The sequence below is a fragment of the Alkalibacillus flavidus genome, assembly GCF_040545925.1.
Taxonomy (GTDB): Bacteria; Bacillota; Bacilli; order Bacillales; family Alkalibacillaceae; genus Alkalibacillus; species Alkalibacillus flavidus.
Genome location: NZ_JBEPMX010000005.1, coordinates 106,310 through 127,195, shown reverse-complemented (window position 1 = coordinate 127,195; position 20,886 = coordinate 106,310). Strand labels below are relative to the sequence as shown.

17 protein-coding genes, 1 pseudogene and 2 riboswitches are annotated in these 20,886 nt (G+C 43.0%); of the genes and pseudogenes, 15 read left to right on the top strand and 3 right to left on the bottom strand.

The window, feature by feature from the left end; genetic code table 11:
* Window positions 1–9: 9 nt before the first annotated feature.
* Window positions 10–2,175, bottom strand: a complete 2,166-nt coding sequence (gene recQ / locus ABID56_RS06480; RefSeq protein WP_354219809.1) for a DNA helicase RecQ — start codon at window positions 2,173–2,175, stop codon at window positions 10–12.
* A 233-nt stretch (window positions 2,176–2,408) separates the two neighbouring features.
* Window positions 2,409–2,510, top strand: a riboswitch (purine riboswitch).
* 153 nt (window positions 2,511–2,663) lie between these two features.
* Between recQ and ABID56_RS06475 the strand changes: the two genes are divergently transcribed.
* The 10 genes and pseudogenes from ABID56_RS06475 (at window position 2,664) to ABID56_RS06430 (ending at window position 13,404) form a co-directional block, all read left to right on the top strand.
* Window positions 2,664–3,254, top strand: a complete 591-nt coding sequence (locus ABID56_RS06475) for a xanthine phosphoribosyltransferase (protein WP_354219808.1) — start codon at window positions 2,664–2,666, stop codon at window positions 3,252–3,254.
* Between the two features lie 15 nt (window positions 3,255–3,269).
* Entirely contained in the window at window positions 3,270–4,793 is a 1,524-nt protein-coding gene (locus ABID56_RS06470; RefSeq protein WP_354219807.1) for a SulP family inorganic anion transporter, read from the top strand.
* Window positions 4,794–5,121: 328 nt separating this feature from the next.
* Window positions 5,122–5,556 (top strand): annotated as a pseudogene (locus ABID56_RS06465) (AhpC/TSA family protein); the annotation flags it as partial.
* Between the two features lie 131 nt (window positions 5,557–5,687).
* On the top strand, window positions 5,688–5,864 hold the full coding sequence (locus ABID56_RS06460; protein WP_354219847.1) for a DUF378 domain-containing protein: 177 nt from the start codon (window positions 5,688–5,690) through the stop codon (window positions 5,862–5,864).
* Window positions 5,865–6,214: 350 nt separating this feature from the next.
* Window positions 6,215–7,171, top strand: a complete 957-nt coding sequence (locus tag ABID56_RS06455; RefSeq protein ID WP_354219806.1) for an AAA family ATPase — start codon at window positions 6,215–6,217, stop codon at window positions 7,169–7,171.
* A 3-nt stretch (window positions 7,172–7,174) separates the two neighbouring features.
* On the top strand, window positions 7,175–8,443 hold the full coding sequence (locus tag ABID56_RS06450; protein WP_354219805.1) for a DUF58 domain-containing protein: 1,269 nt from the start codon (window positions 7,175–7,177) through the stop codon (window positions 8,441–8,443).
* Window positions 8,440–10,674 carry a transglutaminase TgpA family protein gene (locus ABID56_RS06445; RefSeq protein ID WP_354219804.1) on the top strand — a complete coding sequence of 745 codons (2,235 nt, stop codon included), beginning with the start codon at window positions 8,440–8,442 and terminating at the stop codon, window positions 10,672–10,674. The genes ABID56_RS06450 and ABID56_RS06445 overlap by 4 nt, the downstream gene beginning before the upstream one ends.
* Before the next feature lie 44 nt (window positions 10,675–10,718).
* Window positions 10,719–10,820: riboswitch (purine riboswitch) on the top strand.
* Window positions 10,821–10,945: 125 nt separating this feature from the next.
* Complete coding sequence (locus ABID56_RS06440) at window positions 10,946–12,283, top strand: NCS2 family permease (RefSeq protein WP_354219803.1); 1,338 nt, start codon at window positions 10,946–10,948, stop codon at window positions 12,281–12,283.
* A 400-nt stretch (window positions 12,284–12,683) separates the two neighbouring features.
* Window positions 12,684–13,250 (top strand): DUF2179 domain-containing protein, encoded by a 567-nt coding sequence (locus tag ABID56_RS06435; protein WP_354219802.1) that lies wholly within the window; start codon window positions 12,684–12,686, stop codon window positions 13,248–13,250.
* On the top strand, window positions 13,222–13,404 hold the full coding sequence (locus tag ABID56_RS06430) for an NETI motif-containing protein (RefSeq protein WP_354219801.1): 183 nt from the start codon (window positions 13,222–13,224) through the stop codon (window positions 13,402–13,404). Before ABID56_RS06435 ends, ABID56_RS06430 begins: the two co-directional genes overlap by 29 nt.
* 35 nt (window positions 13,405–13,439) lie before the next feature.
* Here ABID56_RS06430 and ABID56_RS06425 read toward each other — a convergent pair whose 3' ends face one another.
* Window positions 13,440–13,733, bottom strand: coding sequence for a YgaP family membrane protein (locus ABID56_RS06425; protein ID WP_354219800.1), 294 nt, complete (start codon window positions 13,731–13,733; stop codon window positions 13,440–13,442).
* Between the two features lie 81 nt (window positions 13,734–13,814).
* On the opposite strand from ABID56_RS06425, the gene ABID56_RS06420 reads away from it, so the two are divergent.
* Genes ABID56_RS06420 through ABID56_RS06410 form a run of 3 tightly spaced genes read left to right on the top strand, consistent with a single transcriptional unit; the run spans window position 13,815 to window position 17,012 of the window.
* Window positions 13,815–15,563, top strand: a complete 1,749-nt coding sequence (locus ABID56_RS06420; protein WP_354219799.1) for an adenine deaminase C-terminal domain-containing protein — start codon at window positions 13,815–13,817, stop codon at window positions 15,561–15,563.
* 36 nt (window positions 15,564–15,599) lie between these two features.
* Window positions 15,600–16,694: a DUF3048 domain-containing protein gene (locus ABID56_RS06415; protein ID WP_354219798.1), complete on the top strand. Its 1,095-nt coding sequence runs from the start codon at window positions 15,600–15,602 to the stop codon at window positions 16,692–16,694.
* A gap of 15 nt (window positions 16,695–16,709) precedes the next feature.
* Window positions 16,710–17,012: a YerC/YecD family TrpR-related protein gene (locus ABID56_RS06410; protein ID WP_354219797.1), complete on the top strand. Its 303-nt coding sequence runs from the start codon at window positions 16,710–16,712 to the stop codon at window positions 17,010–17,012.
* 193 nt (window positions 17,013–17,205) lie between these two features.
* Here the strand turns inward: ABID56_RS06410 and ABID56_RS06405 are convergent, their stop codons facing one another.
* Window positions 17,206–18,303 (bottom strand): branched-chain amino acid aminotransferase, encoded by a 1,098-nt coding sequence (locus ABID56_RS06405; protein WP_354219796.1) that lies wholly within the window; start codon window positions 18,301–18,303, stop codon window positions 17,206–17,208.
* A gap of 240 nt (window positions 18,304–18,543) precedes the next feature.
* Here ABID56_RS06405 and ABID56_RS06400 point away from each other — a divergent pair, with 240 nt between their 5' ends.
* Both ABID56_RS06400 and ABID56_RS06395 read left to right on the top strand, forming a co-directional pair.
* A complete protein-coding gene (locus ABID56_RS06400; protein WP_354219795.1) occupies window positions 18,544–19,992 on the top strand; it encodes a carbon starvation CstA family protein in 1,449 nt (482 codons plus the stop codon).
* Window positions 19,993–20,004: 12 nt separating this feature from the next.
* Window positions 20,005–20,754: a 2-keto-4-pentenoate hydratase gene (locus ABID56_RS06395; RefSeq protein ID WP_354219794.1), complete on the top strand. Its 750-nt coding sequence runs from the start codon at window positions 20,005–20,007 to the stop codon at window positions 20,752–20,754.
* Window positions 20,755–20,886: the final 132 nt, after the last annotated feature.

Genomic DNA, 20,886 nt, shown 5'->3' with positions numbered 1-20,886 from the left:
AATATGAACTTACAGTAATTGATGCTTTAAGCACACTGCTTTAATCTCCGTATAACTCACTTCATCAGGTAGTGCCTCTTTAATCGCTTTGAATCGCGTTTCCTCTGAATTTAACTCGTTAATCGTCTTTAAAATAAGCTCTTCCGTTTCGCTTGTGACTAAGCGATCGAATTTGAGTGAATAGCCTTCTGAATAGGCACGGAATAAATGGCTTTCGATGGTGTTAGGTGAAAGGCCGCGTTCGTCTGCGATGTCGTTGATCGTTTTCCCGCTCGCAAATAATTCGAATGACGTGATGTAGCTTGGTTGCTCGGAAGCGTGTTCGTCTTTTTTGCGCGTAGGGGTTGCTGACGTCGTTACTGATTGTGTTTTGTCAATGGCATCGCCGTGTTCCGCTCGAAATGCTTGTAAGGCTTCTAAAAATGGTTCGCCGTATTGTTCGTATTTTTTCTCGCCAATTCCTTTAATCCTTAGCATGTCCGCTTCTGTTTCTGGGATGTGGCTTGCAAGTTCTTTTAAGGTCGCGTCGGAAAAGATCAAGTAAGGTGGCAAGTTTTGTTCGTCTGCCATGGTTTTGCGTAAGTTACGTAATGTCTGGAATAATTCTTCAGAAAATGTGAGCTCGACTGGCTTGGCTTGTTCTGGACGTTTCATCCAGACTTGTTTTTCGTTTTTCAGAACAGCAGCTCCCTGTGATGTTAATTTCAAAACAGGAAATTGCGCGTCAGAAACGGTTAAGTACTGATCAGCCACTAAATAATTGATCAAATTGATGATTTCTTTTTCGGTGTAGTGATTAAGCAAGCCATAAGTTGATAGCTTATGAAAATTCATGTCTATCACTTTTTGGCTTTTAGAGCCTTTTAACACTTTCGCCGTCATTGTAATGCCGAATGACTCGTTCATACGTTTCACACAAGACATGATCATCTGAGCTTCCTTCGTCATATCGTCGCGTTCGCCTTCGTCTAAGCAGTTGGAGCACTTGCCGCAATTACCAGGTGTTTCTTTGTCACCAAAATAATCTAAAATATAACGCTGTAAACATTGGTGCGTATGGCAATAAGCGATCATGTCTTGCAGTTTGTTGTGCTCATCTTGGCGTTGTGAGTCATCTAAATCCGATTGCTCAATCAAAAATTTCTGTAGCTGAATGTCTTGAGGTGAATAGATTAAATGGCACTCACTATCGACGCCATCACGGCCTGCGCGCCCGGCTTCTTGATAATAAGACTCGATATTTTTAGGTAACGCATAATGTAGCACGTAGCGAACGTTTGATTTGTCGATGCCCATACCAAATGCGTTCGTCGCAACCATGACCTGGATGTCGTCAGCGATAAATGCTTCTTGGGCAGCTTGGCGCTCGTCTTTCGTCATGCCAGCGTGATAACGAGCAGTCTTAATGCCTTGGTCGTTTAATAGATCATACACTTGATCGGTCGTTTTCCGTGTTGGCGTGTAAATAATACCTGATTCATCTGGTTTTGATCGGACGAAATGTTGAACATAATTCTTACGATCTACACCTTTAACCACGTGAAAAGATAAATTATCCCGAGCAAAGCCTGTCACGACTGTGTGTTCAGTTTGAATAGACAACAGTTGCTGAATGTCGTGAATGACGGTCTGCGTGGCTGTTGCTGTTAAGGCGATGACAGGTGGCTGCTCACTCAATTCGTTCATCGCAGGAACGACAGAGCGATAACTCGGCCGGAAGTCGTGTCCCCATTGCGAGATGCAGTGGGCTTCATCAAATGCGATCAATGAAATGTTGAGTTGGTTTAACGTATGTAAGAAGTTCGGCGTCTCGAACCGTTCGGGTGAAACGTAAACCAACTTATAGTCGCCAGCTTTCATCCGTCGCAAACGTTGTTGTTGTTCGGATGCGCTTAAAGAACTGTTGATATAGGTTGCATCTATGTCGACTGTTTGTAAGGCTTCCACTTGATCATTCATTAACGAAATGAGTGGTGAAATAATAATGGCCGTGCCATCTTTGACGAGGCTCGGAATCTGATAGCAAAGTGATTTCCCGCCACCAGTCGGCATGATTGCCAGTGTATGTTGATTGTCTAATATGGATTGAATGGCGCTTTCTTGTCCAGGGCGGAAAGAGGTGAAGCCATAATAATGATTTAATGTGCGTGTTGCTTGTTCGATCAATTGGGTCACCCTTTTTGACTTAATAAACTTATTATAACACGGTTATCAGGTGCTCGTGGTTTATCTACTTAAACAAAAAATAAACAAAAGGCTATTGATAATGTCATATTGGTTTGTTATAGTAATTATTAATTATTAATCTTTCAAAGACGAACTAAATCGTTCTATCATTAAATTTCGTTCGGTTTTTGGATATTTTAACTTGATTTCATATGTCCATCATGTATAATGATAGACATAAACGAACAATTTCATAAACTGCTTGTATAATAGTGGGGATATGGCCCACGAGTTTCTACCAAGTTACCGTAAATAACTTGACTACAAGTGATGGATGCGAATAGGGATAGACTGTCGTTTTAACAGGTCTAAATCCTTATCTTTTCGTACTTATTTTGTATGGTCATATAAGTCGAATGCTTGAAATCACTTTTAGTCGAAGTGGTTTGAAGCATTCGACTTTTTTTATTGTCAAATAGTCTAAAGGAGGTTTGATTATGGACGTATTACACGAAGCGATTCGAGAGCGGGGATCCGTAGTGTCGGATCATATTTTGAAAGTGGATAATTTCTTGAATCATCAAGTCGACACCCAACTCATGACGATGATTGGAAAGGAATTCGCTAAGCGTTTTCAGGGTCAGTCCGTCACAAAGGTACTCACATTGGAATCATCAGGCATTGCGCCAAGTTTCATGGCAGCGAACACGTTAAACGTGCCACTTGTGTTTGCTCGAAAGAAAAAGGCGTTAACTGGGTCAGAGGACGTGTATACGAGTCGTGTTTATTCGTATACGAAACAAGAGCTCAATCAAGTGATTGTCTCGAAAGAGTATTTAGCTGAAGGGGATCGGGTCTTAATCATTGACGATTTCCTAGCTCATGGTAATGCAGCACTAGGTTTAACTGAAGTCGTTGAAGAAGCAGGGGCGACAGTTGTAGGTGTTGGTGCGGTGATCGAAAAGGCGTTCCAGGAAGGCCGGATGCAATTGGAGATGGAAGGTTATCAAGTCGAATCACTAGCACGGATCGAATCGTTATCAAATGGTGAAGTAACATTTGTTGATGAAGTCGTAACCAATAAATAAAAAGGGGCGATGAAGATGGAAAAAGCAGTTCATTATCCATTGTTTAAGAAAGAAGACACAGATGCATTTTTCGCGTTATTTCAAAATAACTTAGCAAACTTTGTCTTAATTGCAGTGACGATGTTAGGGTTAGGTTTTCCGACGAGTATTGTCTTTGGCCAAGTGATTCCTGGTGCGGCTGTGGCTGTTATTGTTGGTAATTTGTATTATGCACATATGGCGAAGAAATTGGCTGAAAAAGAAGGACGAACCGATGTGACGGCGTTGTCGTATGGAATTAGCACGCCGGTCATGTTTGTCTTTTTATTCGGTGTTTTAGTGCCAGCGCAATCGTTAACGAATGATTATCAATTGGCATGGCAAATCGCAGTTGCAGCTGCTTTCTTGAGTGGTTTGATTCAAGTGATCGGTAGTGTTGCGGGGAATTGGATTCGTAAACAAATTCCACGAGCGGCTTTACTCGGAGCGCTTGCGGGTGTCGCGATTACGTTTGTTGCAGGTGAGATGTTATTTAATACGTTTTCAATTCCGGTCGTCGGCCTTGTGACGCTCATGATCATTATTGTTGGGGTGATCGGCAAAGTCGCGATGCCGTTTAATATTCCTGTGTCCTTATTTGCAATTGTGATTGGAACGGTTTTAGCTTTTACGTTAGGCTATCAGTCACCGAGTCAAATTTCTGAAGGATTATCGAATGTAGGGTTGTACCCGATTTTGCCGACGTTAGCAGCTTTTGATGGAATGACGATGTTGTTCACGGCCATGATTGGTTTATTAGCAGTGATTATTCCGATTACGGTGTACAATTCGATTGAAACGATGAACAACGTCGACGCGATGGATGCAGCAGGTGATGGCTATGACGTGCGACAATGCCAGGCTGTTGATGGTGTTGGTACGATGTTAGGTTCTGTATTTGGTGGCTTATTTCCGACAACCGTTTATATTGCGTCTGTTGGGTCAAAAGAAATGGGAGCCGGCCGTGGCTATAGTATTTTGAATGCGGCTGTCTTTGGTTTAGCGGCTGTGACAGGAGTTGTTGCGGCGTTGTCAGCGATTATTCCGATGGCAGCGATTGCGCCGATTTTAGTCTTTGTCGGGTTATCGATGGTCGGAACAGCGTTTCAATCGAACGAAACGAAGTATTATCCGGCTGTTGCGCTCGCGATGCTTCCGTATTTCGCGAACTATGTGATGACGCGATTTAACGGTGATGCCGGTCAAGTTGTGTCAGGTATTTCAGAAGGCATTGTCCCGTTAGGTGAAGGGGCGATGTTTACGGCGATTATTTTAGGGTCCGTGACGGTCTTTATAATCGATCGACGCTTTGTGAAAGCCGCTGTCTTCTCGCTTGTCGCAGCTGGTCTGTCATTTGCAGGCTTCATGCACGCCTCTGAAATGGCGTTTAATGCCGCGTCGCAATATGCGGTTGCTTACTTACTCATTGCGGTTTTCTTCATTTATTGTGCTTATAAAGAAGAGAACAGCACAATTGATGTTCCGGAACATCGTCCAGTTAAAGAACGCGTCGCTTCATAAGCGAAGTCGACGATATAATCGAGAATCCGGCGATAAATTGCTGAGCTCGGCGATATTTTCGGTGAATCGACGATATATTTTCGTTTGCGACGATAAAACTGAAAACGCGACGATATGTTTAACATAACGACGATATTTTACGTCCCCTCCAAACAAAATAGTTTGAACGCTCGCGAGATTCGGGTAAACTATTTCTAAAAGGAGGGTCCGCTCGATGAACGCAATATTAGAAAAAACAAACGGCGAAACGGTCGAATTAGACGCGTTGATTCAGGGTCAGAAAACAGTCGTGACGCTCGTTCGTCACCTTGGTTGACCAGTTTGCCGCGAGCATATCACGCAGTTGCGTGAACGTTATGAAGAATTAGAGCAGTTCGGCTATAAGTTAATAGTCATTGCGCCACATAAAGGTTCATTCGTACAAGAATTTCTTAATCAATTCGGTGATTATCCATTTCCGTTTTATGGTGACCCGGACAAACAAGCGTACGATGAAGTGGGCACGAAAACGATGCCAAAAGGTAAATTGTTAATGAAGAGTTTAAAAGGGATGTTGAAAGGCACAGTTTCCAACGTCATACCGAAAGATAATGGTCAAAAAGACGTTGTCATGAAGTCGATGAAATCAGAAGATGTCTCGATTCAAGGGGCGACACTTATTTTGGATGAAAAGGGTAAAATGACTTTCTCTCATTTAGATGAATCGCCTGAAGACCGCGTCAATGTTGACCAATTGTTTGATGTCTTAAAGCAGCAATCATAAGTCCCCAAACACCACCTATACCCGTTAATATGGCTGATGTATGAATAAGCGTGAATGCGTGATACTAACATCATATAGTCACTATTCATATTGACGACGAAAAGGTGGTGTTTTTTGTGAAATTGACAGCGATGATTTTATTGATTATTGGCGGCTTGAACTGGCTCTTAGTCGGATTGTTCGAATGGGATCTCGTTGGCAGCTTGTTTGGTGGCATGGATGCCTTTATTCCACGCCTTATTTATATTATTGTCGGGTTAGCTGCCCTTTACGCCCTGTCATTTATGGGCGAATTTAATCGGGAATAAAATAAAAGTCGCTTCTAAAATTGGAAGCGACTTTTATTTTATTCACGACTTACTTCAATTTCGTGTTATCATAGTGGTATAAAATTTTGACTTTTCTTATACTTTCGAAGTTGAGTAGGGATGAGCAGGTGATAGACGTGGATCGTTGTTTTTGTTATGAAAAATTTAAAGATCAATTACCGAAAGATTTTCGTCCGCAATGTTTTAAAGAGCATTGTCGGAATTATCGTGAAAACATGCGCCAACTAGGGTATAACGTCGAGAAGCCAAAACCATAATGGATGTAGTTACACAAGTTTGGTCGCTATCATACAATCAAACATGCAATGCATTGAGGGAGGATGTTACATATGAATCAACAAATGGCGGAACAACGCACGCAAATTCAAACACTTATTGATAATATCGAAACAGTCATGGTTGGCAAGCGCGAAACGATCGAATTGACGATTGTTGCACTGCTTGCGCAAGGCCACGTCTTGTTAGAAGATGTGCCAGGGGTCGGTAAAACGATGCTCGTTCGCTCCATTGCGAAATCGCTTGATCTTGATTTTCGACGGATTCAATTTACGCCGGACTTATTACCGTCTGATGTAACAGGTGTGTCGATTTATAACCAAAAGGAGATGGAATTCCAGTTTCAGCCGGGACCGATTATGGGCAATATCGTGCTAGCGGATGAAATTAACCGGACATCGCCGAAAACACAATCTGCTCTGCTCGAAAGTATGGAAGAAAAACATATTACCGTTGATGGCATGACGCGGCCGTTAAACGATCCTTTCTTCGTTTTAGCGACGCAAAACCCGATTGAGTATGAAGGGACGTATCCGTTGCCAGAAGCGCAACTCGACCGTTTTCTGATCAAACTCAAAATGGGTTATCCTGTAAAACAAGAAGAAATCACGATGCTTGACCGTTCGACTCACGGTCATCCGATTGATGCGGTTGAACCGGTGATGACGAGAGCGGATTTATTAGAGAAGCAAGAAGAAGTGCAAGATATTCATGTGAGTGCATCGGTGAAACAATACATTGTAGAAATCGTGACGAATACACGGAAGCACCCGCTTATTCAATTAGGTGCAAGCCCGCGTGCGTCTATTGCACTGATGAAAGCAGCCCAAGCGTATGCGTTAATTCAAAGTCGCGATTATGTGATTCCAGATGATGTGAAATATATGGCGCCGCATGTCTTAGCCCATCGTTTACAATTAACGGCTGAGGCGAAATTTGAAGGGAAGACGGACAAACAGTTGTTAGAAGACTTGATTAAGAAAACGATGATTCCTGTAGAAAGAGGATAAAGCATGATTCGATCTGTTAAAACGATTGTGACATTATTGGCGATTCTGGCCCTTATAGCTATCTTATTCGTCTATAGTATGTTTCAAGGTGGCTTTGTGAGCTGGTTTTTGTTTTTTAGTTTCGTACCGATTTTACTTTATGGGATGATGATGGTGTTTTATCCGATGGGGCTTATGAAAGTGGAGCGAAACGTTAATCAGCATTATTTGAAATCAGGTCAAACCCTCCGAGTGACGTTAACCATTCAACGTCGGGTGCCGCTACCATTATTTTATTTAGTCGTGGAAGATGATTTGCCAGAGATGGTGACGTGGCATGATACGAAGCAGTATAAATATCGTTTTTTAACCCATCCAGAGCAATTGAAAAATCGTAAGCAAGCGAAATCGGTTATGTTTCCATTTATGAAACAGAAGCTGCAGTTTCAATACGAATTAGATGCGATTCCACGCGGGCGTCATCATTTTAAACAAGTGAAAGTGATGACGGGTGATTTACTAGGGTTTGTGAAGCGGGAGCGGTATGTGGATGTTGATACGCATGTATTAGTAGAACCTGGCGAGATTCCGCTTAAGCTAGGGATTGAGCAGTCTACATTTGAAGAAGGTCAGCAAACGAACTATGCGGTGAAAGCCAACCATACGAATCTCGTCTCCGGTGTGCGCGATTATGCTCCGGGTGATCAGTTGTCGTGGATTGATTGGAAGACGACAGCGCGTAAGCATGAACTCGTGACGAAAGAATTTGAAGAAGAAAAACAGAAAGACTTAACGGTAATTTTGAACGGTCATGCTGATGAGGACAGTCGTTGGCTTGCGTTTGAAGCGGGGGTTGAGTTGACGTATTCTATTTCATTACAATCATACGGTGATTATGGTGATGTGAGTGTCGTAGCGCTTGGTAAAGTGCGCGAAGAAGTCACGTTAAAACATGGTAAACAATCGATCGAACGACTAACACAACTGTTAAGTCAAATTCGCATGGTGAAGGATCATCAATTTGCGAAACAATTGAAGCGTGAAGCGTGGCATTTATCAAAAGATCGCCATTTAGTGATTGTGACACACGATTTATCGAAAGCAATTCATCAGACAGTGTTGCAATTGAGGCAACAACAAGTCGATGTTGAGCTTGTGTTCGTAAGTAGTAAGCATTTAATGGCGAAAGACGAACGTCATGGGCTTGATCAATTACATTATGCAGGCGTTAAAGTAACGTGGTTAAATGAGGATCGTTTAGCTAGGAGACAGATTGAGGTGAGCGCATCATGAGGCTAAAACTAGATCAGTCGAATCGTTGGGTAACGTTGGCGCTCTATATCGGTAGTATGTTGCTTTTAATGGAGTGGGTTTACCCGTTAAATATTGTGACAGATACGGGTGAAACGCATGTGTTTATGGTCTTTATTGTACTCATGTTCGCATTGTCGTTACTGCAGTTGCCTGTTGGTGTTGTCTCGACAATCAAAGGGTTTATGTTACTCGTGTTTGTCCATTATTTATTCGTTGATACAACGTTTTTTTCGTTTGAATGGATTGGACTCCTCGCACAAGATATGATGCAAAATATAGTAGCAACGATGCAACAAAATTGGCAAGCCTTAACACCGCTATTTCGTACGATACTCTTTTTATTATTGTTATGGATGTTAAGTTATTTGTTATATTATTGGTTCGTCGTTGTAAAGCGACCGTTTGCGTTTATTTTACTAACGGTGTTATATGTGACGGCTCTCGATACGTTTACGTTATATGAGGCGAATACTGCCATTGTTCGTGTGTTTGTGTTAAGTGCGTTATTACTCGTTCTGGCTAACTTCCATCGTATTGTGGAAAAAGAAAGCCTGGCTTTACCGCAACCGCGTCAATGGGTGAAATGGTTAGCTCCGATGATGTTCGTCATTGGTATTAGTGCTGCAATTGGTTATGCCGCGCCAAAGTATGAACCACAATGGCCAGATCCTGTCTCGTTTATTCAAGCCGCTTCAGCGGGTGGATTCGGTGATGGTCCGGGAGATGGTGGTATTCGTCGTGTCGGTTACGGTGAAAATGATGATCGTCTCGGCGGCGGTTTCCAAATGGATGATACGACGGTGTTTTTAGCGACGGCAAATTCACCGCGATATTGGAAAGTTGAAACGAAAGATGTCTATACAGGTCTCGGTTGGCAGCGGTCATCAGATGGCGAGACGATTGCTAATGATGCTGGCCAATTTCCTGAAATGTCACAGTATGGTGATGTCGTTGGCGAGCTTGAGACGGATTTCCAATTACAAATGGTTGAACCGGGGAATTTAACGAAATTGCCGTATATTTATGGTACTGATCAAGTCGGAACTGACCAAACGGGGATTAATTTCGAATACAATCCGATAACGGGGGAATTGTTGTCGTTAGACGATGGCGAGCAAATGCTTGTGGAGGATTCGTATTCATTTGAAGCGACTCGTCCTGATTTTCCGCGCAATGCGATGCGACAAGTGCCTGTTGAATATAACTCAGAGTCCGGAATCGATGAGGGGTATTTACAATTGCCAGAAGATCTTCCGGAACGTGTAAGTGCTTTGGCAGAAGAGATTGTCGCGGAAGAAGATCAAAATCGCTATGATTATGCCGCGGCGATTGAAGATTACTTTAGCCGAAATAATTTCCAATATGCAACAGACGATGTTGCTGTACCGGATGAAGACGAAGATTATGTCGATCAATTTTTATTTGAAACACAGCGTGGCTATTGCGATAACTTCTCAACATCGATGGTTGTCATGTTACGTTCGCTAGACATCCCGGCGCGCTGGGCGAAAGGGTTTACCGGCGGCGATCGAGCATTTCAACAAGAGACGTTCCCTGATGCAGGGTCTGGTGTGTTTGAAGTGGAAAACAACAACGCCCATTCTTGGGTAGAAGTTTACTTCCCAGACGTCGGATGGGTACCGTTTGAGCCGACAGTCGGCTTCCAAAACCAAGCGAGTTTTTCGACAGGAGAGTCGATTGAAGACATTTTAGAGGACAACGAAGATGATACGCTTGATCAACCGGATTCATCGGAACAATCTGATGTGAACGATCAGCTTGATGAAGGTAGCGACGAAGATGAAACTGGTGCTGCTGCTAGTGGGGATGGACCGACAATCTCACTGTGGACGACGGTTATTGTGAGTGTAATCGTCGTTGTGACGGGTGGTTTAGTGTTTTATTATCGCGATCATTTAACGACCGCTTGGCGCAAACGACAGTTAAAGCATCATCCTAATCAGAGTACGATCACTCAGTCGTATCAATTCGTAATGAAATTGTTAGCGAAAGAAGGTTATCCATTTAAGCCGGGTGAGACGTTGCGAGAATATGCATCGCAAGCTGACCGTGTGTTAGATGGTAAGAGTATGAGTGAGCTGACACAGTATTATGAACGGTTTGTTTACCGTGATGAATCGCTAGATGCTAGGACGTCCGATTACTACCAAGTATGGACGCGCGTGACGGATCAAATTTTGTCTAAATAATGGTTGACGTTCATCCTTTCTCGAGATAGAGTAGTAGGTGTAAAGAAAATTTTATATGAAACACTTATATAATATTGGGAATACGGCCCAAGAGTTTCTACCGGACTACCGTAAATAGTCCGACTATGAGTGACGAATAAAACGACAATAGAGGTGTTGTGTCTTTTTGGCATCGACAACTGTATTGTGTTATGTCCTCGTATGCACTCTTGGCGATTACGCTCAAGGGTGCTTTTTTTTAGTGTTTCATAAAATAAGGGAGGACATCATGTTGAAAAAGTATTTTCGTTTTGAAGAATTAGGGACGACCTATCGTCGCGAGATTATTGGCGGGATTACGACGTTTTTAGCGATGGCGTATATTTTATTTGTTAACCCGTCAGTGCTCGCTTTATTAGATTTTGAGGAGTTGCCAGAAGGTGTGACACGCATGGACCCAGATGCGGTCTTTGTCGCCACGGCACTAGCTGGTGCGATCGGGACGCTCGTGATGGGGTTAGTCGCGCGGTATCCGATTGCGCTCGCACCAGGTATGGGCTTGAACGCATTCTTTGCTTATACGGTGATTTTGCAGTGGGGGATTCCGTGGGAAACGGCGCTCGCTGGTGTGTTAGCTTCAGGTCTTATTTTCATGGTTTTAACGTTAACAGGTGTACGTGAAAAAGTGATTAATGCGATCCCGAACAATTTAAAATTAGCCGTCGGTGCTGGTATCGGTGTTTATATCGCATTTATTGGGTTAACGAATGTCGGTATTATTGAGGCGGACTCGGAAACGTATTTAACACTCGGCAATCTAGAAGACCCTTACACATTGCTCGCTATATTCGGTGTGGTTGCCACGGTGATTTTGCTGACATTAGGCTATAAAGGCGGCGTGTTTTACGGTATGATTATCACGGCTGTTGTCGGCATGCTAGTCGGCTTGATCGATCCGCCATCAGGTGTGAATGACGTCGTCAGTGGTGTGCCGAGTTTAGAGCCAACATTCGGAGCTGCATTTGGCAACTTCGGCGAAATCTTTACGTTACAAATGCTCGTCGTGATTATGACATTCTTATTCGTCGATTTCTTTGATACAGGTGGAACGCTTGTCGCTGTTGCCACACAAGGTGGTATGATGAAAGAAGGCAAACTACCTCGAGCAAACCGCGCATTATTCTCAGATTCGACCGCAACAGTCGCTGGTTCGATTTTAGGAACGTCGACAACGACTTCGTTTATCGAATCGACAACAGGGGTCGGTGCTGGCGCAAGAACAGGTTTTGCATCGGTCGTCACAGCGATATTGTTTTTACTCGCTTTGTTCTTCTCACCACTGCTCGGTATTGTGACCGCTGAAGTGACAGCCCCTGCGTTGATTATTGTCGGCATTTTAATGGCAGCGAATTTACGTCACGTTGAATGGGATCAATTCGAAATTGCTGTTCCTGCATTTTTAACGTTAATTTCGATGCCGCTAACGTATAGTATTGCAACAGGTATTGCGATCGGGTTTATCTTTTACCCAATTACGATGCTTGTGAAAGGTCGCGCTAAGGAAATTCACCCCGTGATGTATGTCCTGTTTGTGATCTTCCTGCTGTATTTTATTTTCTTACCTGAATAAAAACTATTGGATACCCATGTTCCGAGCGAGCATGGGTTTTGTTTTGCCGTCATTAAGGAAGTTCGGCGATATATTTTGAGGATCGGCGATAAAAAGTGAAATTCGGCGATAAAATTTGAAGTTCGACAATATAATAGTGATAACGACGATAAAATCTTAAAATCGACAAATAGATCAAATCTACATTTACTATTTCAGTAGCATCGAATTCGTTGACATCGTGCTGAAATTCGTCTTTCATTAGAAGTAGAAACACGTGATATAATAGGAATTGTGCTCAGGATAAAAGTGTATTGACATCCAGGTGATTCCCGTGTAATCTGTTTGGAACATCATTTACGATATGGATGATCATCTCAGTTAAAATCGTATGAGTCATGTTAGGAAGAGGAGGGCCATCATGTTAGAATCAGGTCTTGTAATGCTTGCCATTATTTTTACGGTTAATATCGTGTACGTGTCGTTATTAACAGTTCGAACGATTTTTACGTTGAAAGGTCAAAAATATATCGCCGCGTCTGTCGGTGTGTTTGAGATTACCTTTTACACAGTTGGTTTAGGTCTCGTGTTAGATAACTTAGGTGAGATCCAAAACTTAGTTGCTTATGCACTCGGTTTCGGTGTTGGTGTTATTAGTGGTATGAAAGTTGAAGAGAAATTAGCGGTTGGCTATATTACGGTAAATGTGATATCGTCTGACCCAAGCATTCCGTTTACCGAGTCGTTACGGAATCGCGGTTATGGTGTAACGAGTTGGTACGCATACGGTATGGAAGGTGACCGATTAGCAATCCAAGTGTTAACACCACGTAAGTATGAACTCATGTTATATAAATCGATTAAAGAAATTGACCCGAAAGCGTTTATTATCGCGTATGAACCGCGTCAAATTCATGGCGGTTTCTGGGTGAAGAAAGTCAGAGGGAGTCGATTGAAGCGTGAAGAAGAAAAAATTCAAAGTGAGTGACTATCAATCGATTGACGATTGTTTAAATCAAATGCAGCAAGAAGGTTATCGTCCGGTGCGTCGGATTGAAAAGCCTGTTTTTCAAGAACAGCAAAACGGTGACCCTGAGCCTGTGGAACAAGACATTGTGTTTCAGGCCATTAAGCAAGAATAACGCCAAACAGCTTAACTGTTTGGCGTTAATGTCTTTTAAGGTTGAGTGGATGTGTCATGATTGTCGTCACTCGTTGTCCCCTCAAGATTATCGGGATCTGTGAATAAATTAAACGGTAAATTGGCATTGATTTGTCGTTTGGCGAAGTCTGTCATCGGACAATAGCGTACAATTCCTTCAGCCACTTTCATCGCTGCGATTAAAATGAGTAACCAATAGCGTTGATTCCACGGGCGTTTCACTGCTCGTACAGACCCATAACTCATCAAAAAGAACCCTAATGTAATTCGAATGAGCGCATTAATCGTTCCAATGTTTTGTTTTCCCATTTTACCCTTCCCTTCAGAAGTTTAATGTATTAAAATTTACCATAAGTGGACATTACTCACTGACTATAGGAGGCATGCATGATGAAAGAACAATTGTACAGATGGCGTAATAAACAAATCAGACAACATACTGCCGTTATAGATGGTGAGATTGCTCCGTCACTCGTGTTAAAAAATGCGACGTACCTCAATGTTTTTCTGAAACAATGGGTGAAAGCGCATATTTGGATTTATGATGATCGTATCGTTTATATTGGTGAGGAAATGCCAGAGCATGTATCGGATGAAACAGATATTGTTGACTGTGCTGGACAATATTTAGTGCCTGGTTATGTCGAGCCGCATGTACACCCATTTCAGTTATATAATCCCCACTCATTCGTCGAATATGCATCGAAGCGTGGGACAACGACATTCGTGAATGATAACTTGATGCTTCTTTTATTATTGCAAAAAAAGAAAGCGTTTTCTTTATTGGATGATTCGCAAACCTTGCCTGTTTCGATGTTTTGGTGGGCGCGGTTTGATTCGCAATCCGAATTGCGTGATGAAGAAAGTTTTATTGACGATGACGTTGTGCTGGATTGGTTGTCGCATAATGCGGTCATACAAGGCGGTGAGCTGACGAATTGGCCGGAGATTTTATCCGAAGATGATCGTGGGTTGTACTGGATGCAAGAGGCAAAACAGAGGCGAAAAGTCGTCGAAGGCCATTTTCCAGGCGCCTCACCGAAAACATTAACGAAGCTGAAATTGCTCGGAGCAGACGGTGATCATGAGTCGATCTCGGCCGAGGAAGTATATAACCGCGTCAGTCTTGGTTATTACACCGGTTTGCGTTACTCATCGATTCGACCTGACTTACCTGGTATATTAGCTGGCTTATCGTCTTACGGCGGACAATTTTACGATTATTTATTTTTCACAACAGACGGATCGACGCCTTCATTTTACGAACAAGGTGTGATGGACCGTTGTATCGAGATTGCGATTGAAAGTGGCGTTTCAACTGAAGAGGCATATGCCATGGCGACGATCAATGCGGCGCGTTACTTTGGTATTGATCACAGAATCGGTAGCATTGCGCCCGGACGCATCGCGCACATCAATTTTTTAGATGCAAAAGACGCGCCAACACCGACAGCTGTACTGGCGAAAGGCGAATGGATTACGTTTGAAGGGTATGCCTTTCAGCGGTTAACACCGAATATTGAATGGCCACGCTACGGCTTGAGCGAATTAACCATTGACTGGTCGTTGCGCGAAGATGATCTCATTTTTTCATCACCGATTGGTATGACGATGTTAAATGATGTCATCATGAAGCCATACCTCGTCCAATCTGAATCGCAAAGTCAGTCTTTATCGACAGCAGATGAGACAGCGAACGTCATGCTGCTCGATCGTGACGGGCATTGGCGTATTTCGTCATTTTTAAGAGGGTTTACGAAGTCAATCGGCGGTTTAGTGAGTTCGTATTCGAACACAGGTGACATTGTATTAATCGGGAAAAACACAGACGATATGAATCAAGCGTTCGAACGAATGAAAGAACTCGGTGGTGCGATCGTCATTGTGAACCAAGGTGAGATTATTTATGAATTGCCACTGCCGCTGCAAGGTGTGATGTCTGATTTATCAATGGATGACTTAATGGTGAAAGAACGTGAACTCAAGACGATTTTAAAGGAACACGGTTATCCATTTAATGATCCGGTGTATACGTTGTTATTTTTATCATCGACGCACTTACCTTATGTACGGATTACGCCGAAAGGAATAATTGATATTAAGAAAAAAGAGATACTCTTTCCTTCTGTTATGCGTTAAAATAGAGATAGACTAATTGCAAAAAGGGTGTATAGGATGAAAAAATCGATTTGGCTTTGGGGGATTGTGTTAGCCGTCTTGCTTGTCGCTTGTAGTGACGGTGAAAACGAATCAGAACAAACTCAACCGGAAGAAGAGTCGACAGAAGAAGAAACGACGGATGATGAGCAACAAAATGATGATAACGAGCAAAATCAAGATGAGGAAGAACAAGAACCAGAAGAACCTGCCTTTACATATCCGTTAACCGGCGAAGAAGCGGATGAACAGCTTGATCGTCGTGCGTTTGCTGTGATGATTAATAACCATCCGAAAGCGCGCCCACAAACGGGTTTAACGGAAGCGGATATCGTCTATGAGTTTTTGGCTGAAGGGTATATTACACGTTTAGTTGCACTTTACCATAGCGAAATCCCTGAACGTGTTGGTCCTGTTCGCAGTGCTCGCTCGTACTATATTGATACAGCGAATGCGCATGATGCGATTTATGTGTACCATGGCGCGGCGCAGTTTATTGAAAATGACATTCAAGCAGGTTGGATTGATAATTTAAACGGTGCTTTTCATGATAATGATGGTGTGTTGTTCGAACGTTCATCTGACCGACGTGCACCACACAATTCATACGTATTTTTAGATAATGCCCATAATGTAGCGCAAGATAAAGGCATTGACGTCGAACAATCACACGATGAGTTAAATTTCCGTTCGGTGAATAACGACGAGCCGATTGAAGGTGAAACGGCAGAATCCGCTAAGATTGTCTATTCGTCTAACCGTGAAGTGTCATACAAATATAGCGCTGAGCACGATGGTTATTTACGTTACAATGACGGTGAACAAACGATGGAAAAAGGTTCCGGCGACCCTGTCGTTCTTCAAAATGTGTTAATATACGAAACAGGGCATCAAGTGATTGATGATGTCGGAAGACGCGAGATTGATATTCAATCTGGTGGTCAAGGTTACGCCTTACAAGGTGGCAAGTTGAAAGAAATCCAATGGGAGGCGGTGAATGATGTCATGACCCCAATGGTAGACGGAGAACCGCTATCGTTAATCCCTGGTCAAACATGGGTGAATGTCGTCCCAGAATCACCTGGCCTAATAGAAGCGGTTACATACGAGTAATGAAGGAGGCAAATCATGCAAATTGATAAATTACGCGGTCGTGAGTTAGACCAATTATTTGAAGCGATTTTGCAGTTAAAAGATGTCGAAGAGTGTTATCGATTTTTTGACGATGTCGCGACAGTGAACGAAATACAAGCGCTAGCTCAACGCCTAGATGTCGCACGCATGTTACGTGAAGGGCATACGTATCAACGAATCGAAGAAGAAACAAGTGCTTCAACAGCAACGATCTCACGTGTTAAACGTTGCCTAAACTACGGAAACGATGCATATGAACTCGTTCTCGACCGCGTGCACGAAGAAAAATCACAATAAATGAGCGTTTGGTTCAAGACGTTCGAAAGTTGAATCAAGCAGCTGAGCGTTTGATTCAAGTCGTTTTAAAAGTGAATCAATCCATGAAGCGTTTGAATCAAGAACATACAGTTTTGATTCAACTCGACATGTAAATGCATCCATTAAAAAGCCGACCGTCACGATTTTATATCGTGACGGTCGGCTTTTACTATTATGACACATGTGATTGCACGGGTTGGTTCACGTTTACGACCCAGTTGAATGGGTCATATTGTTGGCCGTATTGGATGCCCATTAAGGTGTCGTATAAGTTCCGGGCAAGATAGCCTGTCTCCCCATTGTTAAAGACCATTTTATTTTCGCCCCAGTCGAGTTGTCCGATTGGCGAAATCGCCGCGGCTGTTCCTGAACCGAATGCTTCCTTGACATCCCCTTGTTGATAGTGGTCATACAACTCATCAATGGTGATATCGCGTTCGACGACATCATACCCCCAATGACGCAACAACTGCATGGCTGAATCGCGTGTAATCCCGTTTAAAATACTCCCGTTTAACCGTGGCGTGACGACTTCGTTACCGATTTTGAAGAAGACGTTCATGCTTCCCACTTCTTCGATGTAACGCTTTTCAACACCATCTAACCAAAGAACTTGAGCATAGCCGTCTTTGCCTGCCGTTTCTTGCGCTTTCAAACTCGCCGCGTAGTTACCCCCCGTTTTCGCTTCACCCGTACCACCGCGAACAGCACGGACATATTCATTTTCGACGGCGATTTTAACTGGGTTAATGCCTTCCTTATAGTAAGCGCCAACAGGTGACAAAATAATGATCAATTTGTAATTCGTTGACGGTGCAACACCTAAGAAAGATTGTGTTGAAATAATCGTCGGCCGAATGTAAAGCGACATGCCTTCAGTATGCGGAATCCAGTCTTGTTCAATGTGGATTAATTGTTTTAAGGCTTCGAGTAAAAAGTCTTCGTCAACTTGTGGAATGCATAAACGGTCGTTGGACTGATTTAACCGGGCAAGGTTTTGTTTTGGACGAAACAGGAGTGGATCGCCTTCAGGACTGCGGTATGCTTTGAGTCCTTCGAATACAGATTGGGCGTAATGGAATACCATCGCGGCAGGGTCGATTTGAAGCGGTTGATACGGTGTGATTCGCGCATCATGCCACCCTGATTCCTCGGAGTAATCCATGAGAAACATGTGATCAGTGAATGTTCGACCAAATGAAAGTTCATGATCGAAAGGTTTTTCTTGATAGGAAGTGGTTTTAAAAACAGATAGTGATTGTTCAGCCATGTTGTCATCCCCTTTATTTTCTGAAAATTTTAATAATAATCATAATACACGTTGAAGCAGGTTTCAACCCCTTTTCAATATGTAAGCGTTTTTATTAGAAAATTTAAAAAATTGCGATATAAGGGGTTGCAACGGGTTGGATATGGGAGTAGAATACAGGTTAAATTTTCTAACGCAAAGCTGGAATACGGTGATGCTTTTTAGCTTTGCAAAATAAAAGAATCGAGAGGAGGTCCAGTGATGCTTACATTTCTAGCATCCATCTTATTTTTAATTGTGGGTTACATAACGTACGGAAAGGTGGTTGAACGAATTTTTGGAGCAGACGATTCGCGACGAACGCCTGCCTATGCTAAGCAAGATGGTTTTGATTACAGTCCGATGAGTTGGTGGAAAGGAAGTTTGATCCAGCTGTTAAACATTGCTGGGCTTGGTCCGATCTTCGGTGCGGTTATGGGAGCCCTTTATGGTCCGATTGCTTTTGTATGGATTGTGTTAGGTTCGATTTTTGCAGGGGCTGTCCATGATTATTTTGCAGGGATGATGTCCTTAAGACATAATGGTGAACAATATCCGGCGCTTGTCGGAAAATACTTAGGAAAATATGCGCAATCATCGATTAATATTGTTTCGATTGCTTTAATGGTGTTAGTGGCTGCGGCGTTTACAGCGGGGCCAGCAGAGTTGATCGCTCAGTTGACGCCACTGACGTTTACAGTTGCCATTGTACTCGTTTTTGTTTATTTGCTTGTCGCAGCTGTCCTTCCGATCAATAAAATTATCGGCAAAGTTTATCCTGTATTTGGTGGTATATTAATTTTTATGGCAGTCGCCATTGGATTCGGCATGTTGTTTTTATTTGAACATCCGATACCGAATTTAACGTTTACGAGTATGCATCCAGAGGAATTACCGCTTTGGCCACTGATGATGGTGACGATTTCGTGTGGTGCGATTTCTGGTTTTCATAGTACTCAGAGCCCAATTTTAGCAAGGACAATAAAAAAGGAATCTGAAGGTCGCAAAGTGTTTTACGGTGCGATGATTGGTGAAGGTGTAATCGCGCTTATTTGGGCTGCGGCAGGTATGACGTTCTTCGGCAATACAGGTGGTTTACAAGAAGCCGTTGCGGCAGGTGGCGCTGCAGGAGTCGTTAACGAAATTAGCCAGACAACGCTTGGGACTTTGGGGGGTATATTGGCGATTTTAGGTGTGATTATTTTGCCGATTACAACTGGCGACACAGCGCTTCGGTCGTCACGAATGATGTTAGGAGATGTGCTTCGTCAAGTGACGAAAAAATCGTTCGATGGGCGAAAATCGAAACTGTTGTTAATTGTACCAGTAGCACTGCCAGCTTTTCTGTTGTCACAAATTGATTACTCATTCTTATGGCGTTACGTCGGTTGGACGAATCAGCTCGTCGCGACGGTGATGTTATGGACAGGTGCGATGTATTTGTTGAAACAGGCGAAATTCCACTGGATTTGTAGTGTCCCTGCTACGTTTATGACAGGCGTCGTCTCAACGTATATCTTTTATGCGCCAGAAGGATTTGGGCTAGATTATGGTTTGTCGATGATTTTAGGGTCGATCATTTGGCTTGTTGTGATCGGATGGTTCGCTTGGCAAGTGTATCAAGAAAAGCGTCAAACGCACCCAAGTGTCGCGCATTCGAACGCAAACTAAGGAGGTTATGACATGAGTGTGTTAGCACAGTTAACTGATGCGCAACGTGGAGGTCCGCGGTTAGCGCGTGATGTGACCGATGATGCTGATTTAGGAAAGTCTTATACGTTGCAAGAACAATTAGTAGATGATTTTGCTGCACAAGGTAATCCTCTGAAAGGTTATAAAATCAGTTTAACGAGTGAGGAGACGCAGCAACTGTTTGAGGCTGATGAACCGCTCTATGGTGCTTTGCTTGAAGATTCCGTTGTTGCTGAGAGTGTTGCGTTAACTGATCTAAACGAACCATTAATTGAAGTGGAACTAATGTTTTTAGTCGATGAAACGATCGAACCAGGTGACGACGAGTCTGATGTGTTGCAAAAAACGCGCATAGCTCCGGGTATCGAGATTCCAGATTCACGTTTTGAAGACTGGTTTCCGAACTTATCGCTTAATCAAATTGTGATGGACCGAGCTGTCGCAGAAAAAGTTATCGTCGGCGATCCGGTTTATGATTTGCAAAAAGCTGATTTAGCCAACGTTGAAGCACGCGTGACGTTGAATGGTGAGCACCTTGTGACAGGCCATTCTCAAGACGTGATGGAAAACCCATTGCATGCGATGATGTGGTTAGTGGATGCTTTAGCAAAACGAGATAAGCGGTTAGAAGCAGGCATGATTGTGTCATCGGGCACGTTTATGTTGCCGAAACCGTTAGAACGCGGTCGATATGAGGTTGATTTTGCTGGTATTGGTTCCGTTGGTGTGGATGTGACATGAGTTTGCATCAAGATCGCGTACGTTTGAATCAAGCGTTTTAGATTTTGAATCAAGGCATAATGACAATGAGTCAAGCACCGTAAAATGTGGTGCAAGACAGCCCAAAAGTGAATCAAACAAGTCTCAATAAAA